25 protein-coding genes are annotated in these 24,335 nt (G+C 49.2%); 22 read left to right on the forward strand and 3 right to left on the reverse strand.

Annotated elements, in window-relative coordinates:
* Positions 1-98 precede the first annotated feature (98 nt).
* The 4 genes from ACYVSB_RS08895 to ACYVSB_RS08910 all read left to right on the forward strand — a co-directional run bounded on the left by ACYVSB_RS08895 (position 99) and on the right by ACYVSB_RS08910 (position 4,425).
* Positions 99-1,805, forward strand: coding sequence for an FAD-dependent oxidoreductase (locus ACYVSB_RS08895; RefSeq protein ID WP_461219157.1), 1,707 nt, complete (start codon positions 99-101; stop codon positions 1,803-1,805).
* 36 nt (positions 1,806-1,841) lie between these two features.
* Positions 1,842-2,606: an ABC transporter permease gene (locus ACYVSB_RS08900; protein WP_461219158.1), complete on the forward strand. Its 765-nt coding sequence runs from the start codon at positions 1,842-1,844 to the stop codon at positions 2,604-2,606.
* An 83-nt stretch (positions 2,607-2,689) separates the two neighbouring features.
* On the forward strand, positions 2,690-3,679 hold the full coding sequence (locus ACYVSB_RS08905; RefSeq protein ID WP_461219159.1) for a taurine ABC transporter substrate-binding protein: 990 nt from the start codon (positions 2,690-2,692) through the stop codon (positions 3,677-3,679).
* Entirely contained in the window at positions 3,676-4,425 is a 750-nt protein-coding gene (locus ACYVSB_RS08910) for an ABC transporter ATP-binding protein (RefSeq protein ID WP_461219160.1), read from the forward strand. The genes ACYVSB_RS08905 and ACYVSB_RS08910 overlap by 4 nt, the downstream gene beginning before the upstream one ends.
* A 99-nt stretch (positions 4,426-4,524) precedes the next feature.
* Here the strand turns inward: ACYVSB_RS08910 and ACYVSB_RS08915 are convergent, their stop codons facing one another.
* From ACYVSB_RS08915 to ACYVSB_RS08925, 3 genes are all read right to left on the reverse strand, one after another.
* Positions 4,525-5,550, reverse strand: coding sequence for a MucBP domain-containing protein (locus ACYVSB_RS08915; RefSeq protein ID WP_461219161.1), 1,026 nt, complete (start codon positions 5,548-5,550; stop codon positions 4,525-4,527).
* Positions 5,551-5,582: 32 nt separating this feature from the next.
* Positions 5,583-5,864, reverse strand: a complete 282-nt coding sequence (locus tag ACYVSB_RS08920) for a DUF1827 family protein (protein ID WP_125596485.1) — start codon at positions 5,862-5,864, stop codon at positions 5,583-5,585.
* A 407-nt stretch (positions 5,865-6,271) separates the two neighbouring features.
* Entirely contained in the window at positions 6,272-8,506 is a 2,235-nt protein-coding gene (locus ACYVSB_RS08925) for an ATP-dependent Clp protease ATP-binding subunit (RefSeq protein ID WP_461219178.1), read from the reverse strand.
* 226 nt (positions 8,507-8,732) lie between these two features.
* Between ACYVSB_RS08925 and ACYVSB_RS08930 the strand changes: the two genes are divergently transcribed.
* The 18 genes from ACYVSB_RS08930 to thiD all read left to right on the forward strand — a co-directional run bounded on the left by ACYVSB_RS08930 (position 8,733) and on the right by thiD (position 24,147).
* On the forward strand, positions 8,733-8,927 hold the full coding sequence (locus ACYVSB_RS08930; protein ID WP_125596482.1) for a hypothetical protein: 195 nt from the start codon (positions 8,733-8,735) through the stop codon (positions 8,925-8,927).
* A gap of 163 nt (positions 8,928-9,090) precedes the next feature.
* The gene (locus ACYVSB_RS08935; protein WP_125596480.1) at positions 9,091-9,357 is read left to right on the forward strand and encodes a phosphocarrier protein HPr; all 267 of its coding nucleotides are present in this window, start codon (positions 9,091-9,093) and stop codon (positions 9,355-9,357) included.
* The gene (gene ptsP / locus ACYVSB_RS08940) at positions 9,357-11,075 is read left to right on the forward strand and encodes a phosphoenolpyruvate--protein phosphotransferase (protein ID WP_461219162.1); all 1,719 of its coding nucleotides are present in this window, start codon (positions 9,357-9,359) and stop codon (positions 11,073-11,075) included. Before ACYVSB_RS08935 ends, ptsP begins: the two co-directional genes overlap by 1 nt.
* 509 nt (positions 11,076-11,584) lie before the next feature.
* Entirely contained in the window at positions 11,585-11,956 is a 372-nt protein-coding gene (locus ACYVSB_RS08945) for a type II toxin-antitoxin system RelE/ParE family toxin (RefSeq protein ID WP_461219163.1), read from the forward strand.
* The gene (locus tag ACYVSB_RS08950; protein ID WP_461219164.1) at positions 11,949-12,224 is read left to right on the forward strand and encodes a helix-turn-helix domain-containing protein; all 276 of its coding nucleotides are present in this window, start codon (positions 11,949-11,951) and stop codon (positions 12,222-12,224) included. The genes ACYVSB_RS08945 and ACYVSB_RS08950 overlap by 8 nt, the downstream gene beginning before the upstream one ends.
* A gap of 289 nt (positions 12,225-12,513) precedes the next feature.
* Positions 12,514-12,723, forward strand: a complete 210-nt coding sequence (locus ACYVSB_RS08955; protein ID WP_461219165.1) for a hypothetical protein — start codon at positions 12,514-12,516, stop codon at positions 12,721-12,723.
* Positions 12,724-12,869: 146 nt separating this feature from the next.
* A complete protein-coding gene (locus ACYVSB_RS08960; RefSeq protein ID WP_461219166.1) occupies positions 12,870-13,331 on the forward strand; it encodes a CopY/TcrY family copper transport repressor in 462 nt (153 codons plus the stop codon).
* Positions 13,328-15,577, forward strand: coding sequence for a heavy metal translocating P-type ATPase (locus tag ACYVSB_RS08965; protein WP_461219167.1), 2,250 nt, complete (start codon positions 13,328-13,330; stop codon positions 15,575-15,577). Before ACYVSB_RS08960 ends, ACYVSB_RS08965 begins: the two co-directional genes overlap by 4 nt.
* A gap of 493 nt (positions 15,578-16,070) precedes the next feature.
* Positions 16,071-16,379: a hypothetical protein gene (locus ACYVSB_RS08970; RefSeq protein WP_461219168.1), complete on the forward strand. Its 309-nt coding sequence runs from the start codon at positions 16,071-16,073 to the stop codon at positions 16,377-16,379.
* A 484-nt stretch (positions 16,380-16,863) separates the two neighbouring features.
* The gene (gene nrdD, locus ACYVSB_RS08975) at positions 16,864-19,077 is read left to right on the forward strand and encodes an anaerobic ribonucleoside-triphosphate reductase (RefSeq protein WP_125596462.1); all 2,214 of its coding nucleotides are present in this window, start codon (positions 16,864-16,866) and stop codon (positions 19,075-19,077) included.
* Complete coding sequence (gene nrdG, locus ACYVSB_RS08980; protein WP_191987490.1) at positions 19,074-19,676, forward strand: anaerobic ribonucleoside-triphosphate reductase activating protein; 603 nt, start codon at positions 19,074-19,076, stop codon at positions 19,674-19,676. Before nrdD ends, nrdG begins: the two co-directional genes overlap by 4 nt.
* A gap of 253 nt (positions 19,677-19,929) precedes the next feature.
* Complete coding sequence (locus ACYVSB_RS08985; protein ID WP_125596459.1) at positions 19,930-20,109, forward strand: hypothetical protein; 180 nt, start codon at positions 19,930-19,932, stop codon at positions 20,107-20,109.
* A 543-nt stretch (positions 20,110-20,652) separates the two neighbouring features.
* Entirely contained in the window at positions 20,653-20,934 is a 282-nt protein-coding gene (locus tag ACYVSB_RS08990; RefSeq protein ID WP_379860892.1) for a hypothetical protein, read from the forward strand.
* Positions 20,909-21,031: a hypothetical protein gene (locus tag ACYVSB_RS08995; protein WP_263853210.1), complete on the forward strand. Its 123-nt coding sequence runs from the start codon at positions 20,909-20,911 to the stop codon at positions 21,029-21,031. Before ACYVSB_RS08990 ends, ACYVSB_RS08995 begins: the two co-directional genes overlap by 26 nt.
* Before the next feature lie 145 nt (positions 21,032-21,176).
* Positions 21,177-21,392 carry a hypothetical protein gene (locus ACYVSB_RS09000; protein ID WP_379860890.1) on the forward strand — a complete coding sequence of 72 codons (216 nt, stop codon included), beginning with the start codon at positions 21,177-21,179 and terminating at the stop codon, positions 21,390-21,392.
* Positions 21,393-21,583: 191 nt separating this feature from the next.
* On the forward strand, positions 21,584-22,258 hold the full coding sequence (locus tag ACYVSB_RS09005) for a response regulator transcription factor (protein ID WP_125596453.1): 675 nt from the start codon (positions 21,584-21,586) through the stop codon (positions 22,256-22,258).
* 10 nt (positions 22,259-22,268) lie between these two features.
* Positions 22,269-23,342, forward strand: a complete 1,074-nt coding sequence (locus tag ACYVSB_RS09010; protein WP_125596450.1) for a sensor histidine kinase — start codon at positions 22,269-22,271, stop codon at positions 23,340-23,342.
* On the forward strand, positions 23,335-24,147 hold the full coding sequence (gene thiD / locus ACYVSB_RS09015) for a bifunctional hydroxymethylpyrimidine kinase/phosphomethylpyrimidine kinase (protein WP_125596447.1): 813 nt from the start codon (positions 23,335-23,337) through the stop codon (positions 24,145-24,147). Before ACYVSB_RS09010 ends, thiD begins: the two co-directional genes overlap by 8 nt.
* The last annotated feature ends 188 nt before the right edge of the window (positions 24,148-24,335 follow it).

Consider the following 24,335-nt stretch of genomic DNA (forward strand, 5'->3'; position numbering starts at 1 on the left):
GGTTGCTAAGGCAATCGTCGCGGCTAGTAAGTGATTCAGTTAATTATTTTGGCCAGCTGGAAACTAATGCGGTTGGCTTCATTCAAGGAGGACATGACATGACTCATAAAAAAATTGTAATCGTCGGTGGCGTCGCAGGTGGCGCTTCAGCGGCGGCACGGGCGCGGCGGTTAGATGAACACGCGGAAATCACCATGTTTGAACGAGGACCACACGTTTCGTTTTCCAACTGTTCCTTACCGTATTACTTAGGTGGTTTGATTGAAAACGCCGATGATATCGTCTTGATGTCACCAGAGCAATTCAAGGCGCAATATAACATAGACGCGCAAGTCAATTCTGAAGTGATCGACGTGGATCCGGTGGCCAAGACGGTCGCGGTCAAACAGACAAAAACCGGTGAGCTGAAGCAAGTTAGTTATGATGAGCTAGTTCTGTCACCAGGTGCCAAGCCAGTCATGCCAGCTTGTATCAAGGGCATCGATCGCGATAATGTTTTCACCGTCCGGAATGTGGTCGATATCAAGAAGATCCATACCTTCCTTGAGGTCAACCATGTCACTGATGTCGCCATTGTTGGCGGTGGTTTTATCGGTTTGGAGATGTGTGAGAATCTGGCCAAAACCGGTCGCCATATTTCCTTGATCGAAGCGGCTGACCATGTTTTGGGGACGATCGATGAAGATTTCGCCCAATTGATCCACAAAGAATTGTACGACCACGGGATTGATGTGATTCTTAAAGAAGGCTTGGCGGAAATCACCGCTGAAGCCGCGATTCTCGGTTCCGGGCGGGCCATCAAGGCGCAAGCAGTGATCGTGGCGATCGGGGTAGCGCCGGAAACGGAATTGGCGACCAAGATCGGCTGCAAATTAGGCTTGACTGGTGGGATCGCCGTTGATCAACACTATCAGACTTCATTGCCAGACGTTTACGCGGTGGGCGATGCTATTGAAGTCAATCATCTGTTGACCCGGAAGAAGACCCGCCTGGCTTTGGCTTTCCCAGCGCAAATGGAAGCACGGGATGCGGTAGACCATATGTATGGCCGCACTGTGCAAAATAGCGGTTTTATCGGGTCCCAAGCGATTCATATTTTCGATTTGAATGTGGCTTCCACTGGGTTGACCGAGAAACATTGCCAACGGGAGGGCATTGATTTCCGCGCGACCACGGTGATTCCGAAGAATCGGGTCGGCTTGATGCCAGACGCGACCCCACTGTACTTGAAGTTGGTGTTTGCTTATCCAAGTGGTGAAGTGCTCGGCGCTCAAGCAGTCGGCAAATCCGATGTGGACAAACAGATCGATATTGTTGCGACAATGATCGCGATGCACGGGAAAGTCTCCGACCTGACTCATTTGGAGGTTTGCTACTCGCCATGGTTCAGCACGGCCAAGAACGCGGTCAACATGGCGGCCTTAGTCGCTGAGAATATTTTGAACGGTGAGTATCAACAAGTGCCGGTTACCGAAGTGCGGAAATTAGTCGAGAAAAAAGCGCTGATCATTGACGCCCGCGAGCCGAACGAATATGCGGAAGGCCACATTATCAACGCGATCAACATTCCTCTAAGCGAGTTCCGCCAACGTTTGGCGGAGATTCCAGCGGACCGTCCCGTCTATATTCATTGTTTATCCAGCCAACGGAGCTATAACATGGTGCGCGCCCTGGGCAATCTCGGCTATCGTCAGGTTTACAATATTGTCGGCTCGTTCTTAGGTCTGTGTGAATATGAATACTTCCAAGATCAAGTCACCGGACGGCAACCGATCGTCACGAATTACCGCTTCGATTTGTTGTAAGTCATGAAATGATTTCAAAAAAAGGAGGATCCAAAAATGTCCAAAAAACGTAAACTAACTTTGGCCGTTTGGCTGGTCCTCCTTTTGCTTTGGGAAGTCGTGACTCGGCTACATTTAGTTTCGGCGATTTTATTTCCGGCGCCGGAGGAAGTGGTGCGGACTTTCGTGGCGATTTGGCAACACGGTTATAATGGCATTCCCTTCTGGCAACATTTGGGCATCACCTTGTGGCGCTTGTTGAGCGCGATTTTGTTGGCGCTTGTGACCGCGGTACCGCTGGGATTGGCTTCGGGTATGTCGACTACCGTCAATGGCTTGGTCGATTCGCTGGTCCAATTCTATCGGCCGATCCCGCCGCTAGCTTACTATACCTTGCTGATTCTTTGGTTTGGGATCGGCGAGTCCTCGAAGATCATTCTGCTCTACTTGGCGGCGTTCGCGCCGATTTATTTAGCCGGAGTGGAGGGGGTCCGTAATTTGAATCAGGACTACCAACTGAGCGCGCGCTCGCTGGGCGCCAGCAAGGGGCAGATCTTTCGTTGGGTTATTTTTCCTGGGGCCTTGCCTAGCTTGTTCACCGGGATTCGCACGGCGGTGGGCGTGTCCTTCTCCACCTTGGTAGCGGCGGAAATGGTCGCCTCTACCTCAGGCATTGGTTGGATGGTGATCGATGCCTCCAAATATTTGAAAAGTAGTGTGATGTTTCTCGGAATTCTGCTGCTGGGTGGGCTAGGACTATTGCTGGATTGGCTTTTACAGCGACTGGAGCGGCGGCTGATTTTCTGGAAGGGGCAACTCTGATGGGCCGGCACTGGCTGGCGCGGCGCTGGCCTCCCAGAAATCCAAGGAACCACAGGCGGCACCGCAGCTGGTGGCGAGGGCTTATGTTGGGCTTGATGGCGCTGATTTTGGCGCAGGGAGTTAGCGGGTGTCAACGCTCGCAAACAGGTCAGGCCGTGACCGAGATCTGCATTGGTATTTTGAATACGCCCAATGATGTGGCGGTGGCGCGGCAACTGGGCTATTTTCAGGCAGCTTTTCCTCACCAGAAATTGAAGTTTATCACTTTCGATTCGGGGGTAGACGCGAATAAGGCGTTACTTTCCGGTGGGGTGGATTTCGCGACGATGGGTGATACCAACGGCGTGGTGGCCCTGGCCGCGGAGATTCCGGTCCAATTGTGTTGGATCAATGAGATCTGCGGCGCCAATGAGGCCTTGGTCGTGCGGCGCGGCGCGAAAATCAAGCGCGTTGAGGACTTGGTCGGCAGGAAAATCGCCACTCCGTTTGCCTCGACGTCGCACTATAGTCTGATGAGCGCCTTGAGCCAGGCGGGAATTCGGGATCAAGTGACTTTATTGGATATGGATACACAAAATATCGTGGCGGCTTGGCAACGGGGCAATATTGACGCGGCCTATACTTGGCAGCCCACTTTGGCGCAACTGTTGCCCGAGGCGGATGTGTTGTGTGATAGCGCCGATTTGGCTCAGCAGGGGATCACAACAGGGAATATTACCTTGGTGCGGACCCGATTTGCCCAAGATCATCCGCGCTTGACCGCACGCTTCGTTTCGACACTGGATCGAGCGCATCAATTGCGTCGGGAGGATTTCGCCCAGGCGGTCAGCGCTGCGGCTCGACAAGTCGGCATTAGCCAACGCGAGGCCCGCCTACAAATGCAAGGGACAACCTGGCCTGGTGCTAGCGCCGAATTCTCGTCGGCTTATTTAGGGCCGGCAGGCGGCAGTGGCGCCTTTGTTCAGGCGATGACACGGACGGGCCGATTTATGGCCAGCCAGCAAACGATTACGACGGCGCCCTCAGAACAGCAATTCATTGATTTTATTTGGAAAGGTGGGAGGCAGCCATGACTGCATTGATTGTCGCGGATGGGTTAACGGTTCGTTACGGTCAACAGCCGCCAATTTTGTGGCAGACTGATTTGACGATCGCCACCAATGAAATCGTTGCCTTGGTTGGCCCCTCTGGTTGTGGCAAAAGCACTTTGCTCAACGCGATCGCAGGGTTTATTCCCTATGAGGGGCGCTTGACCATGTCCGGCCAAGCAATTACGGGACCGGCCAGCCAACGGGGCGTTGTCTTCCAGAATTCATCCTTGTATCCTTGGTATGATGTCGCCCAAAATATTGGCTTTGGCTTGCGCGCGGCCCAGCAAGCGCCGGCAACGGTCCAGGCGCGAGTGGCGCAGCTGCTGCAATTGATTGACTTGGAAGCGCAGGCGCACAAGAAAGTTTTTGCCTTGTCAGGGGGGATGCGGCAGCGGGTCGCGATCGCGCGGGCTTTGGCGCCGCGACCGCCGTTATTATTGCTGGATGAACCATTCGGCGCGCTGGATGCCTTTACCCGCCAGAAAATGCAACAATTGATGTTGAGTATTTGGCGACAAGAGCAGGTGAGTTTGCTATTGATCACCCATGACCTGAATGAGGCGCTTTTCTGCGGTTCGCGCATTGCGGTGATGACCAGTACCAGCCGCCAGTTGATTGCGACCTTGGCCAATCCTTATCAAGGACAGACTGACCTGGACTTAGGAAACACGCAATTGCAACAGCGTGAGCGGTTCCAGCAGCAGTTACTGGCCCTGATCAACCAATGAAGCATGTTTATAAAAAGAGTCAAGCCGGAAATTCCAGCTTGACTCTTTTTGGCCTTGTTGTAAGTAAACGCCGCGCCAAGTTTGCCGCCCTGACCGCCGCTAGGCCAACAAGTATTTCATTTCAATATAGTAGCCGCTATCTAGCTGGACCCACTGACTGCCGTTTTCCAAAGTTAGCAGACATTTGATCCCGACCTCGGTCTGATCCGCCAGACGTTGCGCCACGACTTGACCGTAAGGAAATGTCCACTGCGAAATCGGAAAGCTGGGACTGGCCTTGATCTGTCCCCGGCGTACTGTCGAATCCCGGGTCATAACGGCAAAGGGCATCGCCGCTAAAAGATTCCGTGATTTCTTCGTTGGGGGAGCTTGGGTGGGCAAATGCGGGTGTTGGCGTAATTGTGTGTTCAAACTGTCAATCCACAAATCACCACCCAAATTGAACCAAATGCTGTGATCTCGCGGATTCTTGATGGTGGTAAAAATTTGCCAGGTCGAGCCCGCTGGTAAGGGCCATTCCAAGGGCTGGCCATAGTGGGGCGCTAAATAGGCTTGCTTGGCTTGCCGCATAGTGACCGCGTTATCCCGCGGTAAGTCGATGGGGCGTTGGCCCGCGGTCAGCCGATATTGGAAGTGTAATTGTTGGACCACTTGGCCGAAAAGCCCCTGAGGATCATGATCCACCCGGACGAAATCTTGCCGATACTGGGCCAAAGGTTCAATGTTATAGCGGCGGTTCAATTCCCCATGAATAAACAGCGGCGGAACCAAAAGCTGGCCAGCCTCATCCTCATGGAAAACCATCAGGGGCGCGGCCAATTGTTTGGTGTAGATTAGGTCGATCTCCGCCTGATTGAGCAGAAATTGGGTCTGATAGTGGCGAATATCGTATAAAAGGTAGCCGGGGATCGTTTGCCAAGGAATATGGAGCTCACTACGAAAAGCCCCCCAAATTTGGCGAGGCTCTGCAAGTTGATGATTGGTACTATCCAAATAGCGGATCCAAACGGCTAGATCTTGATGCTGCCGCCGGGTCACTTGACCAGTGGCGGGCACGGCGGCGCTAGGGTCCGCCGCAGAAGTCAACGGCCTTTCCTTGGCTGGATCCCCATCAGAAAGCGACATGCTGCGACCTCCTAGAAATAGTCCTTGGTGAGTTAGACACGGGTCTGAACAGAAATTTCGGCTAAATGATTGCCACGAATAATTTCTGTTTTCTTCGGCCGTTGTTTGATCAAGGTTTTAATGGCGAAATCGATCTCATCTTCAGAAATGTCACGGTGTTCGCTCTTCATCAGAATTTCCTGGTGGGTGGGCGCCTTCGTGTAGACAACGGTCACGTTGCCTAACGAATATACTTTGACCAATTTAGCGTCTGTTCCAGCTAGTTGGTTATGGACTAATTTACTGAAGCTATTGGTTACATCAAAAAGTCTCATCTGATCCCTCCGAGGTTGATTTTTTTGTGTAGAACTCGCTAACATTAGTATAGAATAAAATGTTCGGTTTTGAAAACGTTTCGTCCCTTATTTCGCGAAAATTCCCTTTTTTCGTTAAAAAAGTTGTCTGGCTGAGTCAAGTGGAAAATTAAGTCGGCTTCATTGCCTTTTAAATCAGCCTGAAAGCGGCAGTTTATCGCTGCGATAGCGGCTTAATTTAGAAAGACGACAATTAGCCATTTAGACTAATCTGTCCGCTGATCCAGCTAGGTTACAGCAAGCCTTCATTCAACAGTCAGATCATCTTTTAACCAAAAACAGCGGCGTCAAGATCCGAGAATCTTGACGCCGCTGTTGGAAAAACTTTTTTAATAGGCTCGCGGTGCTGCGGGCCGTTCGTGGCAAGCTTAGTCTTTCGTAACCTCGCTAGTGGTGGTCACGCTGGGTTCGTCATGCCGTTGTTCACCGATCCTGATCTGGTCGTCAACGATGCGTGCTTCCAATTGCTTGATTTTCGGATGATCAAGATAAAAGTCGGCGACGCGGTCTTCGATCTGCTCCTGGATCACCCGCCGCAATGGCCGCGCGCCCATGGTCGGATCGTAGCCCAGATCGACCAACTTCTCCTTAACCGGTTCGGTAACGTGGATGGTCAACCCTTTATCCGCGATCATAGTATTGGTGTCGTTGATCATCAAATCGACGATCTTCATCAAGTTAGCCTTGGTCAATGAATTGAATTCGACAATGTCATCGAAACGGTTGAGGAACTCCGGCTTGAAGAAATCAGTTAATTTGTCCAAAACCGAATGTGTTTCGCCTGTGGCCGCGGCACCGAAACCAACATTGGCTTCAACATCACCTTGGCCGGCGTTGGAGGTCATAATAATAATGGTATCTTTGAAGGAAACGGTGCGTCCTTGCGAATCGGTCAAGCGGCCGTCATCAAGAATCTGCAGGAACATATGCATGACATCAGGATGGGCCTTTTCGATTTCATCAAGCAGGACTAGGCTGTAAGGATTCCGCCGCACTTTCTCGGTCAATTGACCGGCCTCTTCGTAGCCAACATAGCCAGGAGGTGACCCGATCAATTTCGAAACGCTGTGCTTTTCCATGTATTCACTCATGTCAAAGCGGATCATTGAGTCTTGGGAGCCAAACAGCTCTTGGGCCAATTGCTTGGCCAGCTCGGTTTTGCCGACACCAGTGGGACCAACAAAGAGGAAGGAGCCGATCGGTCGTCCGGATTTATTGAAGCCGATCCGATTCCGTCGAATCGCGCGGGCAACCTTGTCAACCGCTTGATCTTGGCCAATCACCTTGGCCTCCAGATCTTCTGACAGGTTCTTTAATTGCGCTTGTTCTTGCGCCCGCAATTCGCCAACGGGAATATGGGTCTTCTCTTCAACGATCTGTTCCATATCCTTCTCCGTGATCACAGGCCGATCACCATCGGCGGAGGCTTGGTTGTTCTTCATTTTGTTGAGCTTTTCGATTTGATCACGGAAGTAGGCTGCCCGCTCATAATCTTCTTGCTGCAACGCTTCTTGCTTCTGCGATTCCGCTGATTGGATCTTTTCTTCGATCACTTTCGGGTCAATATTGGTCAAAGTGAGATTCTTCTTTGAGCCGGATTCATCGAGCAAGTCAATTGCCTTGTCGGGTAGAAAGCGATCCTGGATATAACGCGCCGACAGGCTGACTGCCGCTTTGATCGCTTCCGCGGAATAGCGCACATGATGATAATCTTCGTAGCGTGGTTGTAAGCCCTTGAGAATCGCGACGGTTTCCGCTTGAGTCGGTTCATTCACCGTGACCGGTTGGAGCCGCCGCGCTAAGGCGGAGTCCTTTTCGATGGTCCGGTATTCATTCATGGTCGTGGCGCCAACTAATTGCAGTTCGCCGCGAGCCAGCGCCGGTTTCAAGACGTTACCCGCATCCATGCCGCCTTCAGCGTTACCGGCGCCGACGATTTCGTGGATTTCATCAATGAATAAAATAATATTAGGGTTGCGTTGCAATTCTTGGATCATTTGCTGCATCCGCTGTTCGAATTGACCGCGGACACCGGTTCCTTGAACTAAGGAAACCACGTCCAAGCGAATGATTTCTTTATTTTGTAATTTGGCGGGTACATCGCCATCGACGATCTTCTGCGCCAAGCCTTCGACAACAGCGGTCTTACCCACGCCGGCTTCCCCGATCAAAACCGGGTTGTTCTTGGTCCGGCGGTTGAGAATCTCGATCACCCGGGCGATTTCGCTATCGCGGCCGATGACCGGGTCGATCTTACCTTGGCGCGCTTGATCGGTCAAATTGACGCCGAATTGGGCGAGCACGCCATTACCCCGCCGATTGCCCCGGCCACCTTGGCCCGGTTGCGCTTGGGATGGGCGCTCTTGTTGCTGCTGCAAGCCAGCGTTGGGATCATTGCCTTGACCGCCAATTGCGCGTAACATATCGTTAAGGTCAGAAAAACCAAATGGATCTTGGGCCATACTTGAATTACCTCCTTGACCAACTTCATTTTTTAGTTGTTGATAGCAGTTTTGGCACAGGTCGATTTCCCGGCGCTGCCCATTAACCGTCGTATATAAATGAATCGTGGCTTCATTTTGATGACAATTTTGGCATAACATTGTCTCCATCACACCTTTCTGGATGTGTCGCTTCTGGTAAAAAAGGTCGGGCAAAGTTTGACCTTTGTTGACCTATGCTTGTATTATAGTATTAGCACTCTATGGGCACAAGTGCTAAGGCTTGTAATTCTGACCAAATTTTCATAAGCTTTAGATGGCACCTTGAACAAAGGGGTCTAGCTCTTAAAACTATTTTAAATCTTCAAAGACAAGGTGGGCAATCAAAATGACTTCCGATTATTCGCAGCAATTACAAGCGTTGGTCAATGGTGAGATATCGTCATTAACAGTGACAGAAAAGGACTTCATGAACTTCCGAAAAGCTTGGTTAGAGTTCCCGCAACGGAAAGAAATCGTGGGTGAAGCCAAGCGAAATGGTACAGTGATCTATCGATTTGATGAAAGCGGTAACGTTCAATAAATAAGCCGATTTTTGGCAGGTTAACGTTCAAAAATTCTTGTAGTATTTGGCAAAAAATGGTAGCATTTAGGTTGTAGCAAACAGCGTCCGAAAACGGACCTGTTTCACGGTTGTGTTTTTTAACGCAACCAAAAATTTTTTATTTATGAAGGAGCTCATTATAATGGAAAAACGCGATTTTCATGTTATTGCTGAGACTGGTATTCATGCTCGTCCTGCAACTCTCTTGGTTCAAACTGCTAGCAAGTTCAACTCAGACATCAACCTTGAATACAAAGGTAAGTCAGTTAACTTGAAGTCAATCATGGGTGTAATGTCCTTAGGCGTTGGTCAAGGCGCAGATGTTACGATCTCTGCTGATGGCGCTGATGAAGCCGAAGCAATCGTTGCCGTTGACGAGACAATGAAGAAAGAAGGACTTTCTGAATAATGACTACAACCTTGAAAGGGATTGCGGCTAGTGACGGCGTTGCAATCGCCAAAGCCTATCTCCTTGTTCAACCTGATTTGTCATTTTCGAAGTCTGCAATCAATGATGTAACGAAAGAAACCGATCGTTTGCAAAGCGCCATCGCTAAATCTAATTCCGAGTTACAACAAATCCGAGATATCGCAAGCAAAAGCTTGGGCGAAGAAGAAGCCCAAGTTTTTGATGCGCATATGATGATTTTAGCGGACCCTGAATTCACAGGCGCCGTCAAACAAAAGATCGAAGATGAGAAAGTCAACGCGGAATCCGCTTTGGATGATGTTGCGACCACGTTCATCAATATGTTTGAGGCGATGACAGATAATCCTTATATGCAAGAACGCGCCGCTGACGTCCGCGATGTTACCAAGCGGATCATGGCGCACTTGTTAGGGGTCGAACTGCCTAATCCGGCCTTGATCGATGAAGAAGTCATTATCGTCGCTCATGACTTGACGCCTAGTGATACGGCACAGTTGAACAAGAAATACGTCAAAGCTTTCGTCACCGATATTGGTGGGCGGACGGCTCATTCCGCGATCATGGCCCGCTCTTTAGAGATTCCGGCCATCGTTGGCGCTGGGACGGTCACCACTGATATCAAAGCTGATCAACAAGTCATTGTCGACGGGAATACCGGCGACATCGTTGTTGAACCAACCGCGGCTGATGTTGCGAAATATCAGCAGCTGGCGAAAGAATATGCGGCCCAAAAAGCTGAATGGGCGAAGTTACGTGACGCTCGGACAGAAACCGCTGACGGTAAGCATTTCGAATTGGCGGCCAACATTGGCACACCAAAAGACCTGGCTGGCGCTACCGATAATGGGGCAGAAGCGATTGGCCTTTATCGGACAGAGTTCCTTTATATGGACTCTCCAGAACTGCCAACCGAAGACGACCAATTCGACGCTTATAAAGCGGTCATCGAAGGCATGAATGGCAAGCCTGTTGTTGTTCGGACCATGGATATCGGGGGCGACAAGCATTTACCATACTTGCCACTTCCTGAAGAAATGAATCCATTCTTAGGCTACCGGGCGATCCGGATCAGCTTGAGCCGACAGGATATTTTCCGGACCCAATTACGTGCGTTATTGCGCGCGTCTGCGTTCGGTCACTTGCGAATCATGTTCCCAATGATCGCGACCTTGCAAGAATTCCGCCAAGCCAAAGCAATTCTTGATGAAGAAAAAGCTAAATTAGTCGCTGAAGGCACTGAAGTCGGCAAATATGAAGTTGGGATCATGATCGAAATCCCTGCGGCGGCTGTTTTAGCCGACCAATTTGCGAAGGAAGTTGATTTCTTCAGTATTGGGACCAACGATCTGATCCAATATACCATGGCTGCTGATCGGGGCAACGAGCACGTTTCTTACCTATACCAACCTTATAACCCATCTATTTTGCGCTTAGTCAAGCATGTAATCGACTCTGCGCATAAAGAAGGCAAGTGGGCTGGCATGTGTGGCGAAGCTGCTGGTGACCCAATCATGGCGCCGATTTTAGTTGGTTTAGGTCTTGACGAGTTCTCCATGAGCGCGACTTCGATTTTGAAGATCCGTTCCTTGATGAAACGTTTGGACACGGCTGAAATGGCTAAAATGGCTGACAAAGCTTTGAACGAATCTTTGACGAATGATGATAACATCAAGTTGGTCAAGGACACCTTGAAGTAAGCCACGCTGACGAATTAAGATTCAACCAGGCTTATCAATGAGCCGTCAGGACATAATTCTAGTTTTAAAAAATAAAGGTCCCAGAATTCCGAACTTTTTCGGAATTTTGGGGCTTTTTACTTAGGTATCGGCACAATCTTCGGACAACCTTAAATCTAACGAAAAAATAAGTGTCAGGAGTTGGTTACTGCGTTCAAATAGGATAGCAATAATCAAACCACTTTATCGATTTCCCTTGAAATATTAGTGGGTTGATAACTTCGATTTCGCATGACATACTAATCACTAGATCGGAGTGAGTAAATAGAAAATGCGCTTAGATCTTGACGCTTAACCAATCCACACTAAAAATACACAACTTTTACGCTTTCATCAGGTTTAAACTATGGTCTAACGCTGTACGATCTAGCTAATCTCATTTGTTTGTTAGCTTTTTGATATTTATGGTATTTTACATCCAATGGTCATTGCCTATTGAACGATTGCAACATATATGTTACAATCGGCATATGAAAAAAGTACATTTTGATTACTATGTTGGTTCCAACGGGAAAAGCGAATTCCTAGACTATATCAACAACTTGCCAATTAAGGATCGAGTTAAGTTATTGACGACAATTCAAACAGTAGAAACTGTTGGAATTGCTACTGCTTCCAGAATGGAGTATGTCAAAAAAATAGATGATAATCTTTTTGAGCTTCGATCCAAGGTTGGTTCAAATATTCAGCGTGCTTTGTATTTTCATGTTCACAATGGGAACTACCTGATCACTCATGGGTTTACTAAGAAAACTAATAAGACGCCAAAAAGAGAGATAGAACATGCCAAGCGTGTTCGTCTAGAATGGCAAACGACAGATGGAGGTGCGCATTTTGATTAAGAAGGCCGTTGATGATTTAATTAGGGAACAATTGAAAGATCCAGAATTTGCTGAACTGTACAAGGAGGAGCATAGCAAGCAGGTTAGTGCCGTGGCCGTTTTCAAGGCAAGGGAAGCCGCGGGTCTTACTCAAACACAATTATCTGAAAGATCAGGTATTCCACGAAATACGATTGCTAGAATTGAGAAAGGGCACAATACAAGCATTGTCACGCTATCAAAAATTGCGAATGCGCTTAATATGAACTTAACTTTGTCGATCAAGTGATTTTATCTTTTTTGAGCTAGGTAGGACACAATTCGATTTTCAAAAATAAAAGCCCCAAAATTCCGAATTTTTCCGGAATTTTGGGGCTTTTTTATGTAAGCACCGCAACCACCTTCTGGTAACCTTAAATTCGACATTATCGATCCCCTTTAAAATAAAAGTCAATGATCAACACGTAGTTCGCATGCTTAGCTTGTTTGTGGATTCTATTCCGGATAATTTTGGCTCACAGAGGATTAACGCTCAACACGGCCAGCCCCTTTTTTATGATTCTCGTCCATTACTTAAAATGCGACTATTTGGTTATTTGCGTGGATCCTCATCAATTGATGATAGCTTGCCAGTCGGCGTGAGTGCTCAAACGTCTGTTAAAACGTTGAGCGGCTGGAGCGGAGAAATTCGGGGTGAGATCGCCGTGTCGTTATTCTTAGCGGCTTTGCCGCTTAGAATAAGGCTCAGCTTTGAGATTTTCGGTGCCCTTCCGAAAAGCTCAAAGTGACGCCCACAGCGAGCTCACCCCGAATTTCGTAGCGCAAGCTGCGGACATCATAGATTTATCTGCGAAAAAAAGTAAGTAAAAGTGGTTGACAAAATAAGTCTACAATTGTAAACTTAACTCATCCTAATGAAAGGCAGGCGGCAACGATGACGTCAACGCAACCTGAAAATTTACCAGAAATCAGCCCAGCAGAGTGGGAGGTCATGCGGATCGTTTGGACCTTGAACGGCGCTCAGACCCATGAACTGATCAGCAGCTTGCAGGAGAAAATGGCTTGGACCGAATCAACGATCAAGACGCTGATTCGACGCCTGCAACAAAAAGGCTATCTGCAACGTCAAGGAACCCAACGTCCTTATGTTTATCAAGCGACGATCACAGAACAAGCGGGGATCAATCAGCAAACCGACGCGCTTTTTGCCAATTTATGCGCGATGCATGTGGGGCCGACCCTGATTCGTCTCGTCAAGAACAATACATTGAGTCAGCAAGATTTGACCGAACTGAGCCAACTGATCGCAACCAAGCAAGCAACTGCGCCGGCGGTTGTCGCCTGTGATTGCTTAGCGGACTGCCAAGTCGAAACCAAAGGGGAGTGTCACGAATGACCAAAAACGAAATGAACGATCACAAGCAGATGGACCACAGTAAAATGGATCACAGTCAAATGGGTCACAGCAAAATGGAACACAGTAAAGTGGACCACAGCAAAATGGATCATAGCCAAATGGATCACAGTCAAATGGGTCACAGCAAAATGGACCACAGTAAAATGGATCATAGCCAAATGGATCACAGCAAAATGAACCATAGCATGATGGGGCATGATATGGCTGGGATGGATCATGACATGGGCGAGATGGATGGCGATATGATGATGCACGGCGGCCACATGATGCACATGGGTAATTTAAAGAAGAAGTTTTGGGTCTCGGTGGTCATGGCGATCCCAGTGCTGTTGTTGTCCCAGATCATGGGCTTCAGTCGGGCGGTGATCCCGGCGTTTCCTGGTTCCGAATGGCTAGTTTTAGTCAGCGCTACTGTGCTGTTCTTCTATGGTGGCTGGACGTTCATTAACGCGGCTTATTATGAACTCAAGGACAAAAAGCCGGCGATGATGACCTTGATTTCTCTGGGAATCTCCGTCTCTTACTTCTATAGTGTCTACGCCTTTATCGCCCGGAATTTCTTAGGCAATCATCATGTGATGGACTTTTTCACTGAATTGGCTACGCTGATCTTGATCATGTTATTGGGTCACTGGATCGAGATGAACGCGATGATGAAGGCCGGCGATGCCCTGGAGAAAATGGCGCAGTTATTGCCCAGCCAAGCGCATGTTCAGCTTGCTGATGGCGCAGTTGTTGAGCGGCCTTTAGCCCAGATCAAGGTCAATGATCTCTTGATTGTCCGTGGTGGGGAGTCAATCCCGGCCGATGGGACGATCCTCAATGGTCAAAGTCAAGTCAATGAATCTTTGGTCACTGGTGAATCAAAGGCGATCAATAAAGAAGTGGGCGCAACGGTGATCGGCGGTTCCGTCAATGGCGATGGTACTTTGACGATCAAGGTCACGGGCACTGGCGAAAGTGGTTATTTATCGCAAGTGATGAAATTGATCGGCCGGGCGCAAAATGACAAGTCGAAATCAGAAACCATGGCGGACAAGGTCGCCGGCTGGTTGTTCTACTTCGCTTTGGTTGCAGGGATCCTGACCTTCGTTGTTTGGGGCTTCAACGCCGACATGGCGACCGCGCTGGAACGAATGGTGGCGGTTTTGGTGATTGCCTGCCCCCACGCTTTAGGAGTGGCGGTACCGTTAGTGGTCGCGCGCAGTACCTCACTAGCCGCGGTCAATGGTTTGTTGATCCAAGAACGTCAAGCTTTGGAGAACGCGAAAACGATCACCCATGTTTTCTTGGACAAGACTGGGACCTTAACAGAAGGTAATTTCACCTTGAATGCTGTCCACAGCTACCAAAAAGAGTTGAGCGATGATCAGGCGCTGCAATTGATCGGTGGGTTGGAGCAACATAGTAGCCATCCAATCGCCACTGGTGTTCTGAGCGCGGTCAAAAAAGCCCAGTTAACTTTGCCTGAAGCTACCGACGTCCAAACAATCAAAGGGGTCGGCTTAGCTGGGACAATCGATGGCCAAGCTTATCAAATCGTCACCGTCAATTATTTACAGCAGCATCAGCTGGCTTATGACCAAGCAGAATTTGCTAACTTGGCTGACCAGGGCAATAGTGTGAGCTATTTGATCCGCGGTCAGCAGGTGGTGGCGATTTTCGCCGCCGGAGATCAGATCAAGGATAGCGCCCGCAGCTTCATCAAGTCCTTACAAGCTCGCGGGATCACGCCGGTTATGCTGACCGGGGATAATCAGGCGACGGCCGCGAAAGTTGCCGCGAGTTTGGGCATCACCGAATTCAAGGCGCATTTACTGCCAGAAGATAAAGAAAAAGTTGTCCGTGAGTATCAAGCTGCTGGTCATCACGTGATGATGGTCGGCGATGGCGTCAATGACGCGCCGGCCTTGGTCCGAGCCGATATTGGTGTGGCGATCGGCGCGGGGACTGATGTGGCCATTGATGCGGCTGATGTGATCTTGGTTCATAGTGATCCGGCGGATATTTTGAACTTCCTCAATCTGGCGCAAGCGACCAATCGGAAAATGATCGAAAACCTTTGGTGGGGTGCTGGTTACAACTTGATCGCGATTCCATTAGCGGCGGGCGTCTTGGCCCCGATCGGCTTCGTCTTGTCCCCGGCGATCGGCGCGATCATCATGTCCTTCTCCACTGTGATCGTGGCGTTGAACGCCATGTCCTTGCGGTTGAAGCGGGCCTAGTGGTGCGGGTCGTGAGGTGGAGCGGGCCTGGCATCGTGAAGCGGGGGCGGGGCTGTGGCCGGGCTACTGAGCGGCTTGCGCAGCCTGGTTGCTCGCACCGCGATGCGCCAATCAATGAGTAAGCTCCAATCATTCAGTTGCGCCAGCGACGAACTAGCTACGGGAGGTTTTCCGTAGCTTTTTTGTTTGCCGTCGTCGTCACAAACCTCGCGACCCTTGTTTTGGCAATGTTGAGCAAGCCTCGCCCCTTTTTTTTGAACCAACCCCGATAAAAAGCGGTCAATCGGCCGATATTTTTTGTGCATTTTTCCTAAAATCCCTTAAATAATTCAAAAAAGTCATTTTTATTTTGAAAAAGAGACTCACATGTCACATTGTGACTAGGGCGTTGTATATAATGCGGTTATAGGGGTATTTCAGGTCGATGCAGCACGAGGGCCAATCGAATCCGAAATCCCTACGGAAAAAATGGTGGATGAAGGGGTTTAGAATAATGAATAGTCAGGAACGAATTTTACGACTCTTTATTTTGTTGATGGGACGTAAGCAAATCTCTAAATCAGAGATGATTGCCGCAGAGGCTGGGCTGTACCAACAAACGGCGGGCGAAAATGATTTAGCGAATCGTAAGAAACGCTTCCAACGCGATATTCAAATTATTCGCGAAGTGTTGCAATCAACAGGGCATTATCGGCTTGAGGACAATCATCGCGGCGTTTATCGCTTAGTTGAGCTGGAAACGCCAGCAACGATCGATTTGGCTCAGAAAGAGTTAGCTGCGAAATTAGCAGTCATGGATTAGGTCTTTGGTTGTTCTACCCGCTAGTGTGATGCTGGCGGGTTTTTTGGTATTGATTCAAGGGGATGGACAAGGCGTGACTAATCGAACCTGAGATGAAATATATTTTTGGGGCGCGTTTTTGAATAAGATGCGACTTTTCTCATGGTTAAGATTCATGCAAAAACGATAGTCAGCACCGGAATTGACCGCGGGTACAGGGCAACTTTATCGAAGATTTATACATTTAGCACAATCGTTTTCCTACTATATCTTGTATATATACATCCTTGAGCCCCTACATATAGCTTGATTTAAATTCTAGTCAGGGTAAAATGGTGCTAGACAGCACCTTTCGTTTTTGAACTATCAGTAATGATAGGCGAGTTTTGAACGATCATTCATGCAAGGCAGCCGGCGATGGTGGAGAAATCGCGGTTGGCTGTGGAGTGAGTGCACTGGTGCCCAAGATAATGATTAAGTATTAATAGAGAGTGGAGCGATGGCAATGGACGAGTTGAAGACCCCGTTACAGACAAAATTACCAACGATCAATGTAATCAAGCGTGATGGTCGAATCATGCGCTTTGAACCGGAGAAGGTCGCCCAGGCGATCCAAAAAGCGGCGACGAAGACGGAACAGGCCGGCGAAGAAGTGTCCGATGTTGAGTTACAAACAGTTCTGGATGACGTGTTGGCGGAGATCACCGATCGGTTCAACACCAATGTTAAGATCTATGAGATCCAGAACATTGTGGAGCATACTTTGCTGGATCACCATCTCTATTCGATTGCGCAAGAATACATTGGTTACCGGACACAACGGGATTTTGCCCGCAGCCAAGCGACCGATATCAATTTTACGATCAAGAAGTTGCTGAACCGTGACGCGACCGTGGTCAACGAGAATGCCAATAAGGACAGCCAAGTGTTCAATACGCAGCGGGATTTGACGTCCGGCACCGTAGCCAAGGCGATCGGGTTGAAAATGTTGCCACCGCAAGTCGCCAATGCTCACCTCAAAGGGGAGATCCACTGGCATGATTTGGATTACCAACCATACAGCCCGATGACCAATTGTTGCTTGATCGATTTCAAGGAAATGTTGACTCACGGCTTTAAGATCGGCAACGCGGAAGTTGAACCACCGCACTCGATTCAAACGGCAACGGCGCAAATGGCCCAGATCATTGCCAATGTGGCCTCCAGTCAATATGGTGGCTGTTCAGCCGACCGGGTGGATGAATTATTGGCCCCGTTCGCGGAAAAGAACCTGATCAAGCACGAAGCCGAGGCCGCGGAATGGATCGATGAGCCAGAACGCCGCAAAGAATACGCGATCAAACGGACTAAGAAAGACATTTATGACGCGATGCAAGCCTTGGAATATGAAATCAACACCTTATATTCCTCCCAAGGACAAACGCCGTTCACCACGCTTGGTTTTGGTTTAGGGACGAGCTGGATCGAACGTGAGATCCAGAAGTCGATTTTACAAATTCGGATTCTCGGATTAGGTAAAGAACATCGGACCGCGATTTTCCCTAAGCTAGTCTTCGCTTTGAAGCGTGGTTTGAACTTGGAACCAACGGATCCCAATTATGATGTGAAACAATTGGCGATCGAATGCGCCACCAAACGGATGTATCCTGACGTGCTAAGCTACGACAAGATCGTTGAACTGACCGGCTCGTTCAAAGCGCCGATGGGTTGCCGCAGCTTTTTGCAAGGTTGGCAAGATCAAGAAGGTCGCGAAGTGAATTCTGGCCGCATGAATCTTGGCGTGGTTACTTTGAACTTGCCGCGGATCGCCTTGGAATCCAAAGGGGATCAGGCTAAATTCTGGACGATCTTGGAACAGCGGCTTCAAGTTTGCGAAGAGGCGTTGGTCTTCAAAGTCAATCGCGCGAAGCAGGCGCATCCTTATAACGCGCCAATTCTTTATCAATACGGCGCTTTCGGCCCACGTTTGCGCAAAGACCAATCTGTCGATGAATTGTTCAAGAATAGTCGCGCCACTGTTTCTTTAGGTTACATTGGGTTATATGAAGTTGGGACGGTCTTCTTCGGACCAACTTGGGAACATGATCCTGCCGCCAAAGCGTTCACGATCAAAGTCGTCAAGGCGTTGCACGATCATTGCGTCGATTGGGAGCAGGAATACGGCTATCACTTTAGCGTTTATTCCACACCATCAGAAAGCCTGACTGACCGGTTCTGCCGGCTTGATACCAAGAAGTTTGGTAAGATCAAGGACATTACCGACAAAGAGTACTACACCAATAGTTTCCACTATGACGTCCGCAAGAATCCCACACCGTTTGAAAAACTCGATTTTGAAAAAGATTATCCGAAATATTGCGCGGGTGGGTTCATTCATTATTGCGAGTATCCTAATCTGAAACAAAACCCCAAAGCGCTAGAGGCGGTTTGGAACTACGGTTATGATCGAATCGGCTATCTGGGAACCAACACGCCGATCGATCAGTGCTTCAAGTGTGGCTTCAAGGGCGAATTCGTCCCAACGGCCAAAGGATTCAAGTGCCCAGAATGTGGTAATTCCGATCCCGCCAGTTGTGATGTCGTTAAACGGACGTGCGGTTATTTAGGTAACCCGAACCAGCGGCCAATGGTCCACGGCCGCCACGAAGAAATTGTTTCACGGGTCAAACATTTAAGCTTCAGCAATAATCAGGTGGCCAATCAACAAAGAAATGGGTGATTTTTACGACAAAAGTAACTTGGCGTTCGCCGCGTCTCCCGAAAAATCCACAGCCTGGTGAATGGCAAGCAGCCCAACTGAGCCAGCAATATATCGCCGACTATAAGCCCTTTAATTTCGTTGATGGGGAAGGGGTGCGTTGCAGTTTATATGTTTCCGGCTGTCAATTCGCTTGTCCCGGTTGCTACAACGCCGCCGCGCAGAATTTCCATTACGGTCAACCCTACACCGATGAGCTACAAGAACGAATTTTGACGGATCTGGGTCAATCGTATGTTCAGGGGTTGACGCTCTTGGGGGGCGAGCCCTTCTTGAATACACAGGTCTGTTTGAAATTAGTTGACGCGATTCGCGCGCGTTTTGGGTCAACGAAAGATATCTGGTCCTGGACCGGGTATACTTGGGCAGAGTTGCAACAAGAAACGCCGGACAAATTGGAATTATTAAGTAAAATCGATATTCTGGTGGACGGTCGCTTTTTGGAGGCGGAAAAGGATCTGACCTTACAATTTCGTGGTAGTCGTAATCAACGGATCATCGACGTGCCGCGCTCCTTGGCCCAAGGCGATGTGGTGATTTGGGACAAATTGGTTAAGTGATCGGGCTTTAAAATGAAACGTCAGAACGAAATGGCAGAGTGAAACGTGACACCAATTCGAAGACAGCGTCTCAGCTTGTAGGTTGAACCCTATGCGGCTGGTGGTGGTGATTCGAGTTGGTGTTTTTTGTTTTGGGTTTTGTTTGAGTGGGACTACTCTTTCAGATTTTTCGCGTAATTGCAGGAGTGGTGGGTTTGGATGGGACGCAACCGGCTGGGACTGCTGTTGCGGACTGGAACGTGGTGGGCATCGTTTGAAGCAAATTCCAAAAGCGGGAATTGTCTTCAAATCGAGCCTTGTCCTAAGCGGCAAAGCCGCCAAGGACAATTTCACCACTGAGCCGCGCAGTCCCAGCCGGTTGCTAGGCAGAATCGAGCCTATCTGCAATCGAGGCGAAGAATTTGACGAAGTGGTTTGGCAAGCTAGAGGTTAAACAACTCCCTTTTTTAGGGTGGTACGGCAATGTCAACGGATTCTGAAAGTCTGGGATCGGTTCTTGAACCTGCGCTTAATTGCAGATGTGGTGGGTTTCGATGTGGACGCAACCGCCTCAGAACGTTTGTCGTGGCTGGAATGTGGTGGGCGCTGTTTTGAGCCAATCCGCCAAGGACAATTTCACCACTGAAACGTGTTCGCCGACCTAGCTTCTTCCGCTTAGCTACGCAACTATTCCGGAGGCACAAACCAGCCTCCAAAATAGTTGCTAGGCTAATGCTCAGAAGCTGACCAGGTCGGCTCTCACTCTAGATAGAGCCGCGCAGTCCCAGCCGGTTGCTGAACAGAATTGAGCCTATCTGTAATCGAGGCGAAGGATTTGACGAAGTGGTTTTGCAAGCTAGAGGTCAAACAATCACCCTTTTTTAGGGTGGTACGGCAATACCAACTGATCTGGATTAGGTAGTCGGGATATTTTGCATAGTCTGAACATCTCTACTTGTTTTCTTAACAATCTACTGGTGGAAACCGACAGATTCAATTGATTCGCCAAGATTATGCCCGAGTTCATCAGACAGACTGGTATGGTGTCACCAATTTAAAGCTGATGACCACTAACCATGGTCGTCAACTGCGTGGATCCTCATCAATTAGCGATAGCTTGCGGAGTGGCGTGAGTGCTCAAACGGCTGTTATAACGTTGAGCGGCTGGAGCGGAGAAATTCGGGGTGAGATCGCCGTGAAATTGTCCTTGGCGGCTCTGCCGCCTAGGACAAGGCTCAGCTTTGAGATTTTCGGTGCCCTTCCGAAAAGCTCAAAGTGACGCCCACAGCGAGCTCACCCCGAATTTCGCAGCGCAAGCTGCGGTCAAACAAATGACCATTTTGGGTGGTACGACAACACCAACGAATTCGGTTTAAGATACCGATATACTTTGCATAGGCCGAACAATTTCTCCTGCTTTCTTAACAATCATTGGGTGGAACCCGACCGAATTAGCCAATTCATCAAGATCATGTCCTAGTTCATCAGACAGACTGCGCTGGTGTCACCAATTTAAAGCTGATGACCACTAACCATGGTCGTCAACTGCGCGGTTCCCCATCAATTGGCGATAGCTTGCCGAGTGGCGTGAGTGCTCAAACGGCTGTTATAACGTTGAGCGGCTGGAGCGGAGAAATTCGGGGTGAGATCGCCGTGAAATTGTCCTTGGCGGCTCTGCCGCCTAGGACAAGGCTCAGCTTTGAGATTTTCGGTGCCCTTCCGAAAAGCTCAAAGTGACGCCCACAGCGAGCTCACCCCGAATTTCGCAGCGCAAGCTGCGGCCTTCATCGCGGACATCATTCAAACAAGTTCTCTCAACAATTAACGCCAAAAAAAGTCGGCGCAAACACTTTCCCAGTCGTCTCTGTATTGTATTTTTTCAGAAAAACCAGTAACATGAAGGCAGACCTTTTCAGCGGAGGATACAGATGTTTAAAATCATGATTATTGAAGATGACGCGACGATCGCCCAATTGATCGCCGAGAATCTTGAGAAATGGGATTTGAAGGCGTACATCATTCAGGACTTCAATCAAGTCATGCCCGAATTTACGGCGGCCAAACCTGATTTAGTCCTAATGGATATCAATTTGCCGGTTTTTGATGGCTTTCATTGGAATCAAAAGATCCGCGAAGTTTCGCAGATCCCGATCATTTTCATTTCGTCGCGCAACACCAACATGGACATGGTGATGGCGATGAATATGGGCGCCGACGATTTTGTCAATAAGCCCTTTTCGATGGAAGTCCTGTTGGCCAAGATCAATGCCTTGCTGCGGCGGACCTATGATTATCAAGATTCGAACGCGAATTTCTTGGAACATAATGGGCTGAAATTGAATTTGCAAAACGGCGATGCCCAGATCAAGGGGCAGACGATCAATCTTTCTAAAAATGAATATAAATTGTTGCAGTTCATGATGCGCCAACATGGCAAGATCATTTCGCGGGATCGGTTGTTGCGCGAGCTTTGGGATGATGAACGGTTCGTTGATGACAATACCTTGACGGTCAATGTGAACCGGTTGCGCCGGAAGATCGAAAAGGCGGGCATCGAAGACTATATCGTGACGAAGGTCGGGCAAGGGTACCTGATCCCTTGAGGTGGGAAAAATGACTTTTTGGAAATTTACGCGGGATCATTTCTTGCAGATCATTTTCTGGTTGCTGGGATTGTTGCTGTTTAATTTGGTGATCTGGCTCGATCCGTCAAATTCGATCGCGTTGGTCAATCTGCTTTATTTGGATCTGCTGTTGGTGATTTTTCTGGCGGTCTTTCTCTTTGTTTTATTTTGGAGTCGGCGTAGTTGGTACCGCCAAGTCGATGACCGGATCACCGATGCCGATAATATTTTGAATCAACCACTGATCAATCCCCAGCGCTGTGACGAACGACAAATCGCTCGTTATTCCGAAGTTTTATTGGAGACCCATCAACAGGTATTGAACAGTTTGGTCAATGAACAGGCGGATCAACGGGAATTTATCGATAGTTGGGTCCACGATATCAAAGTTCCGCTGGCGGCGTTGCGGTTGGTGGGCGATAGTTTGGAAGATGAGATCGGCGAACAGAAATATGATCAATTGGTCGAGGAAATCGACCGAATGAACCATTATGTTGAGGAAGTCTTGTATTATTCCCGGCTGAGTCATTTCGCGAATGATTATTTGATCCAAGAATATTCGCTGAAGGCGATCATCAATCCCGTCGTCCGCGATAATATGAATTATTTTATCCACAAAAAAATCCGTCTTGAACGAAAAAACTTGGATTATACAGTCTTGACCGATCAAAAATGGCTTAGTTTCATTATTCAGCAGATCATTGCCAATAGTTTGAAATATACGCCGCCAGCAGGCGAAATCACGATCGCGGTGGTTTCGGATCGCCGCGGTCTGGACTTGCAGATCACCGATACTGGCGTGGGGATCCCGGAAGCGGATCTGTCGCGGATCTTTGACAAGGGTTTTACCGGTGCCAATGGCCGCCACGCTGACACCCACGCCACCGGACTAGGGTTGTACTTGGCGCAGAAATTAGCGCAGAAGTTGGGACATCAGATCAGCGTATGCTCAACGGTCGGCGTGGGCACGACCTTGACGATCCACTTTCCGTTATTGAGTTATTATAATAGTCCTGATAGTCAAACTAGTTTTCTAGATAAAGAGGGGGAGTACGATGACTAATGAACAGATCCAAGTCGTGACCATCGCCGGCAATGATTCAGACGGCAGCGCCGGGATGCCGGCCGATTTGCATAGTTTTTTCATGCGTCATGTTTATGGCATGGGGATCCTGACGGCGGCGGTTTCGGGGAATTCCTACGGGATCGAAGCGGCCCAAGTTATGCCGGCGGAATTCATCGCCCAACAATTCGCGACTTTAGCCAAGGATTTCAAGATCCGGGCCGCGAAAACTGGCATGTTGGCGGATGCCACGGTGATCAATGTGGTGGCGGATTGCTATCAGAAATATGATTTCGGCCCCTTGGTGGTCGATCCCGTGATCATTACCAAGCACGGCGCGATGTTATTGGAAGAAGAAGCCTATCAAACTTTTCGCCGGCGGTTATTACCCTTGGCGACGGTGTTGACGCCGAACTTCTTTGAAGCGCAAAAACTGACCGGTCTAGAGCTAGCGACCGATGAACAGATCGTGACTGCAGCGCGGCAATTGCAAGCGGCCGGCGCGAAAAATGTGATGATCAAGGGCCGCCATGATGACGAGCACCAGCGTGAAGTTCGCGATTTTGTGCTGACTGCGACGGGCGAGTCCTTCTGGCTGGCGGAGCCCTACGTCAAAACCGATCATGTCAACGGCACTGGCGATTCATTGTCGGCCGTGATCGCGGCAGAATTGGCGAAAGGTCAGACCCCGGCAGCGGCGATCCGCTTGGCGAAGAAATTCGTTCATACGGCGATTGCCCAACCCATCGCGGTCGGTCATAAGTTTGGCCCGATCAACCATTGGGCGACAGCTGATTTCAAATAAGTTAGCGGTCAACGCGGTGGCGGCTGCGCGTTGGCAAATATTGGACGAATACCCTTGGTGGTGTTCGTTTTTTGTTGGTGGCGATTTCGCCGTGTGCGCCAGCAGGATAGAGCGGCTGGGACATCATGCTGGCCAACGAAGCTGCCAGGACGCTTCGCCCAGGACAACGATCAATCGTGGCCCTAACG

It is taken from the genome of Lapidilactobacillus salsurivasis, from assembly GCF_054785215.1.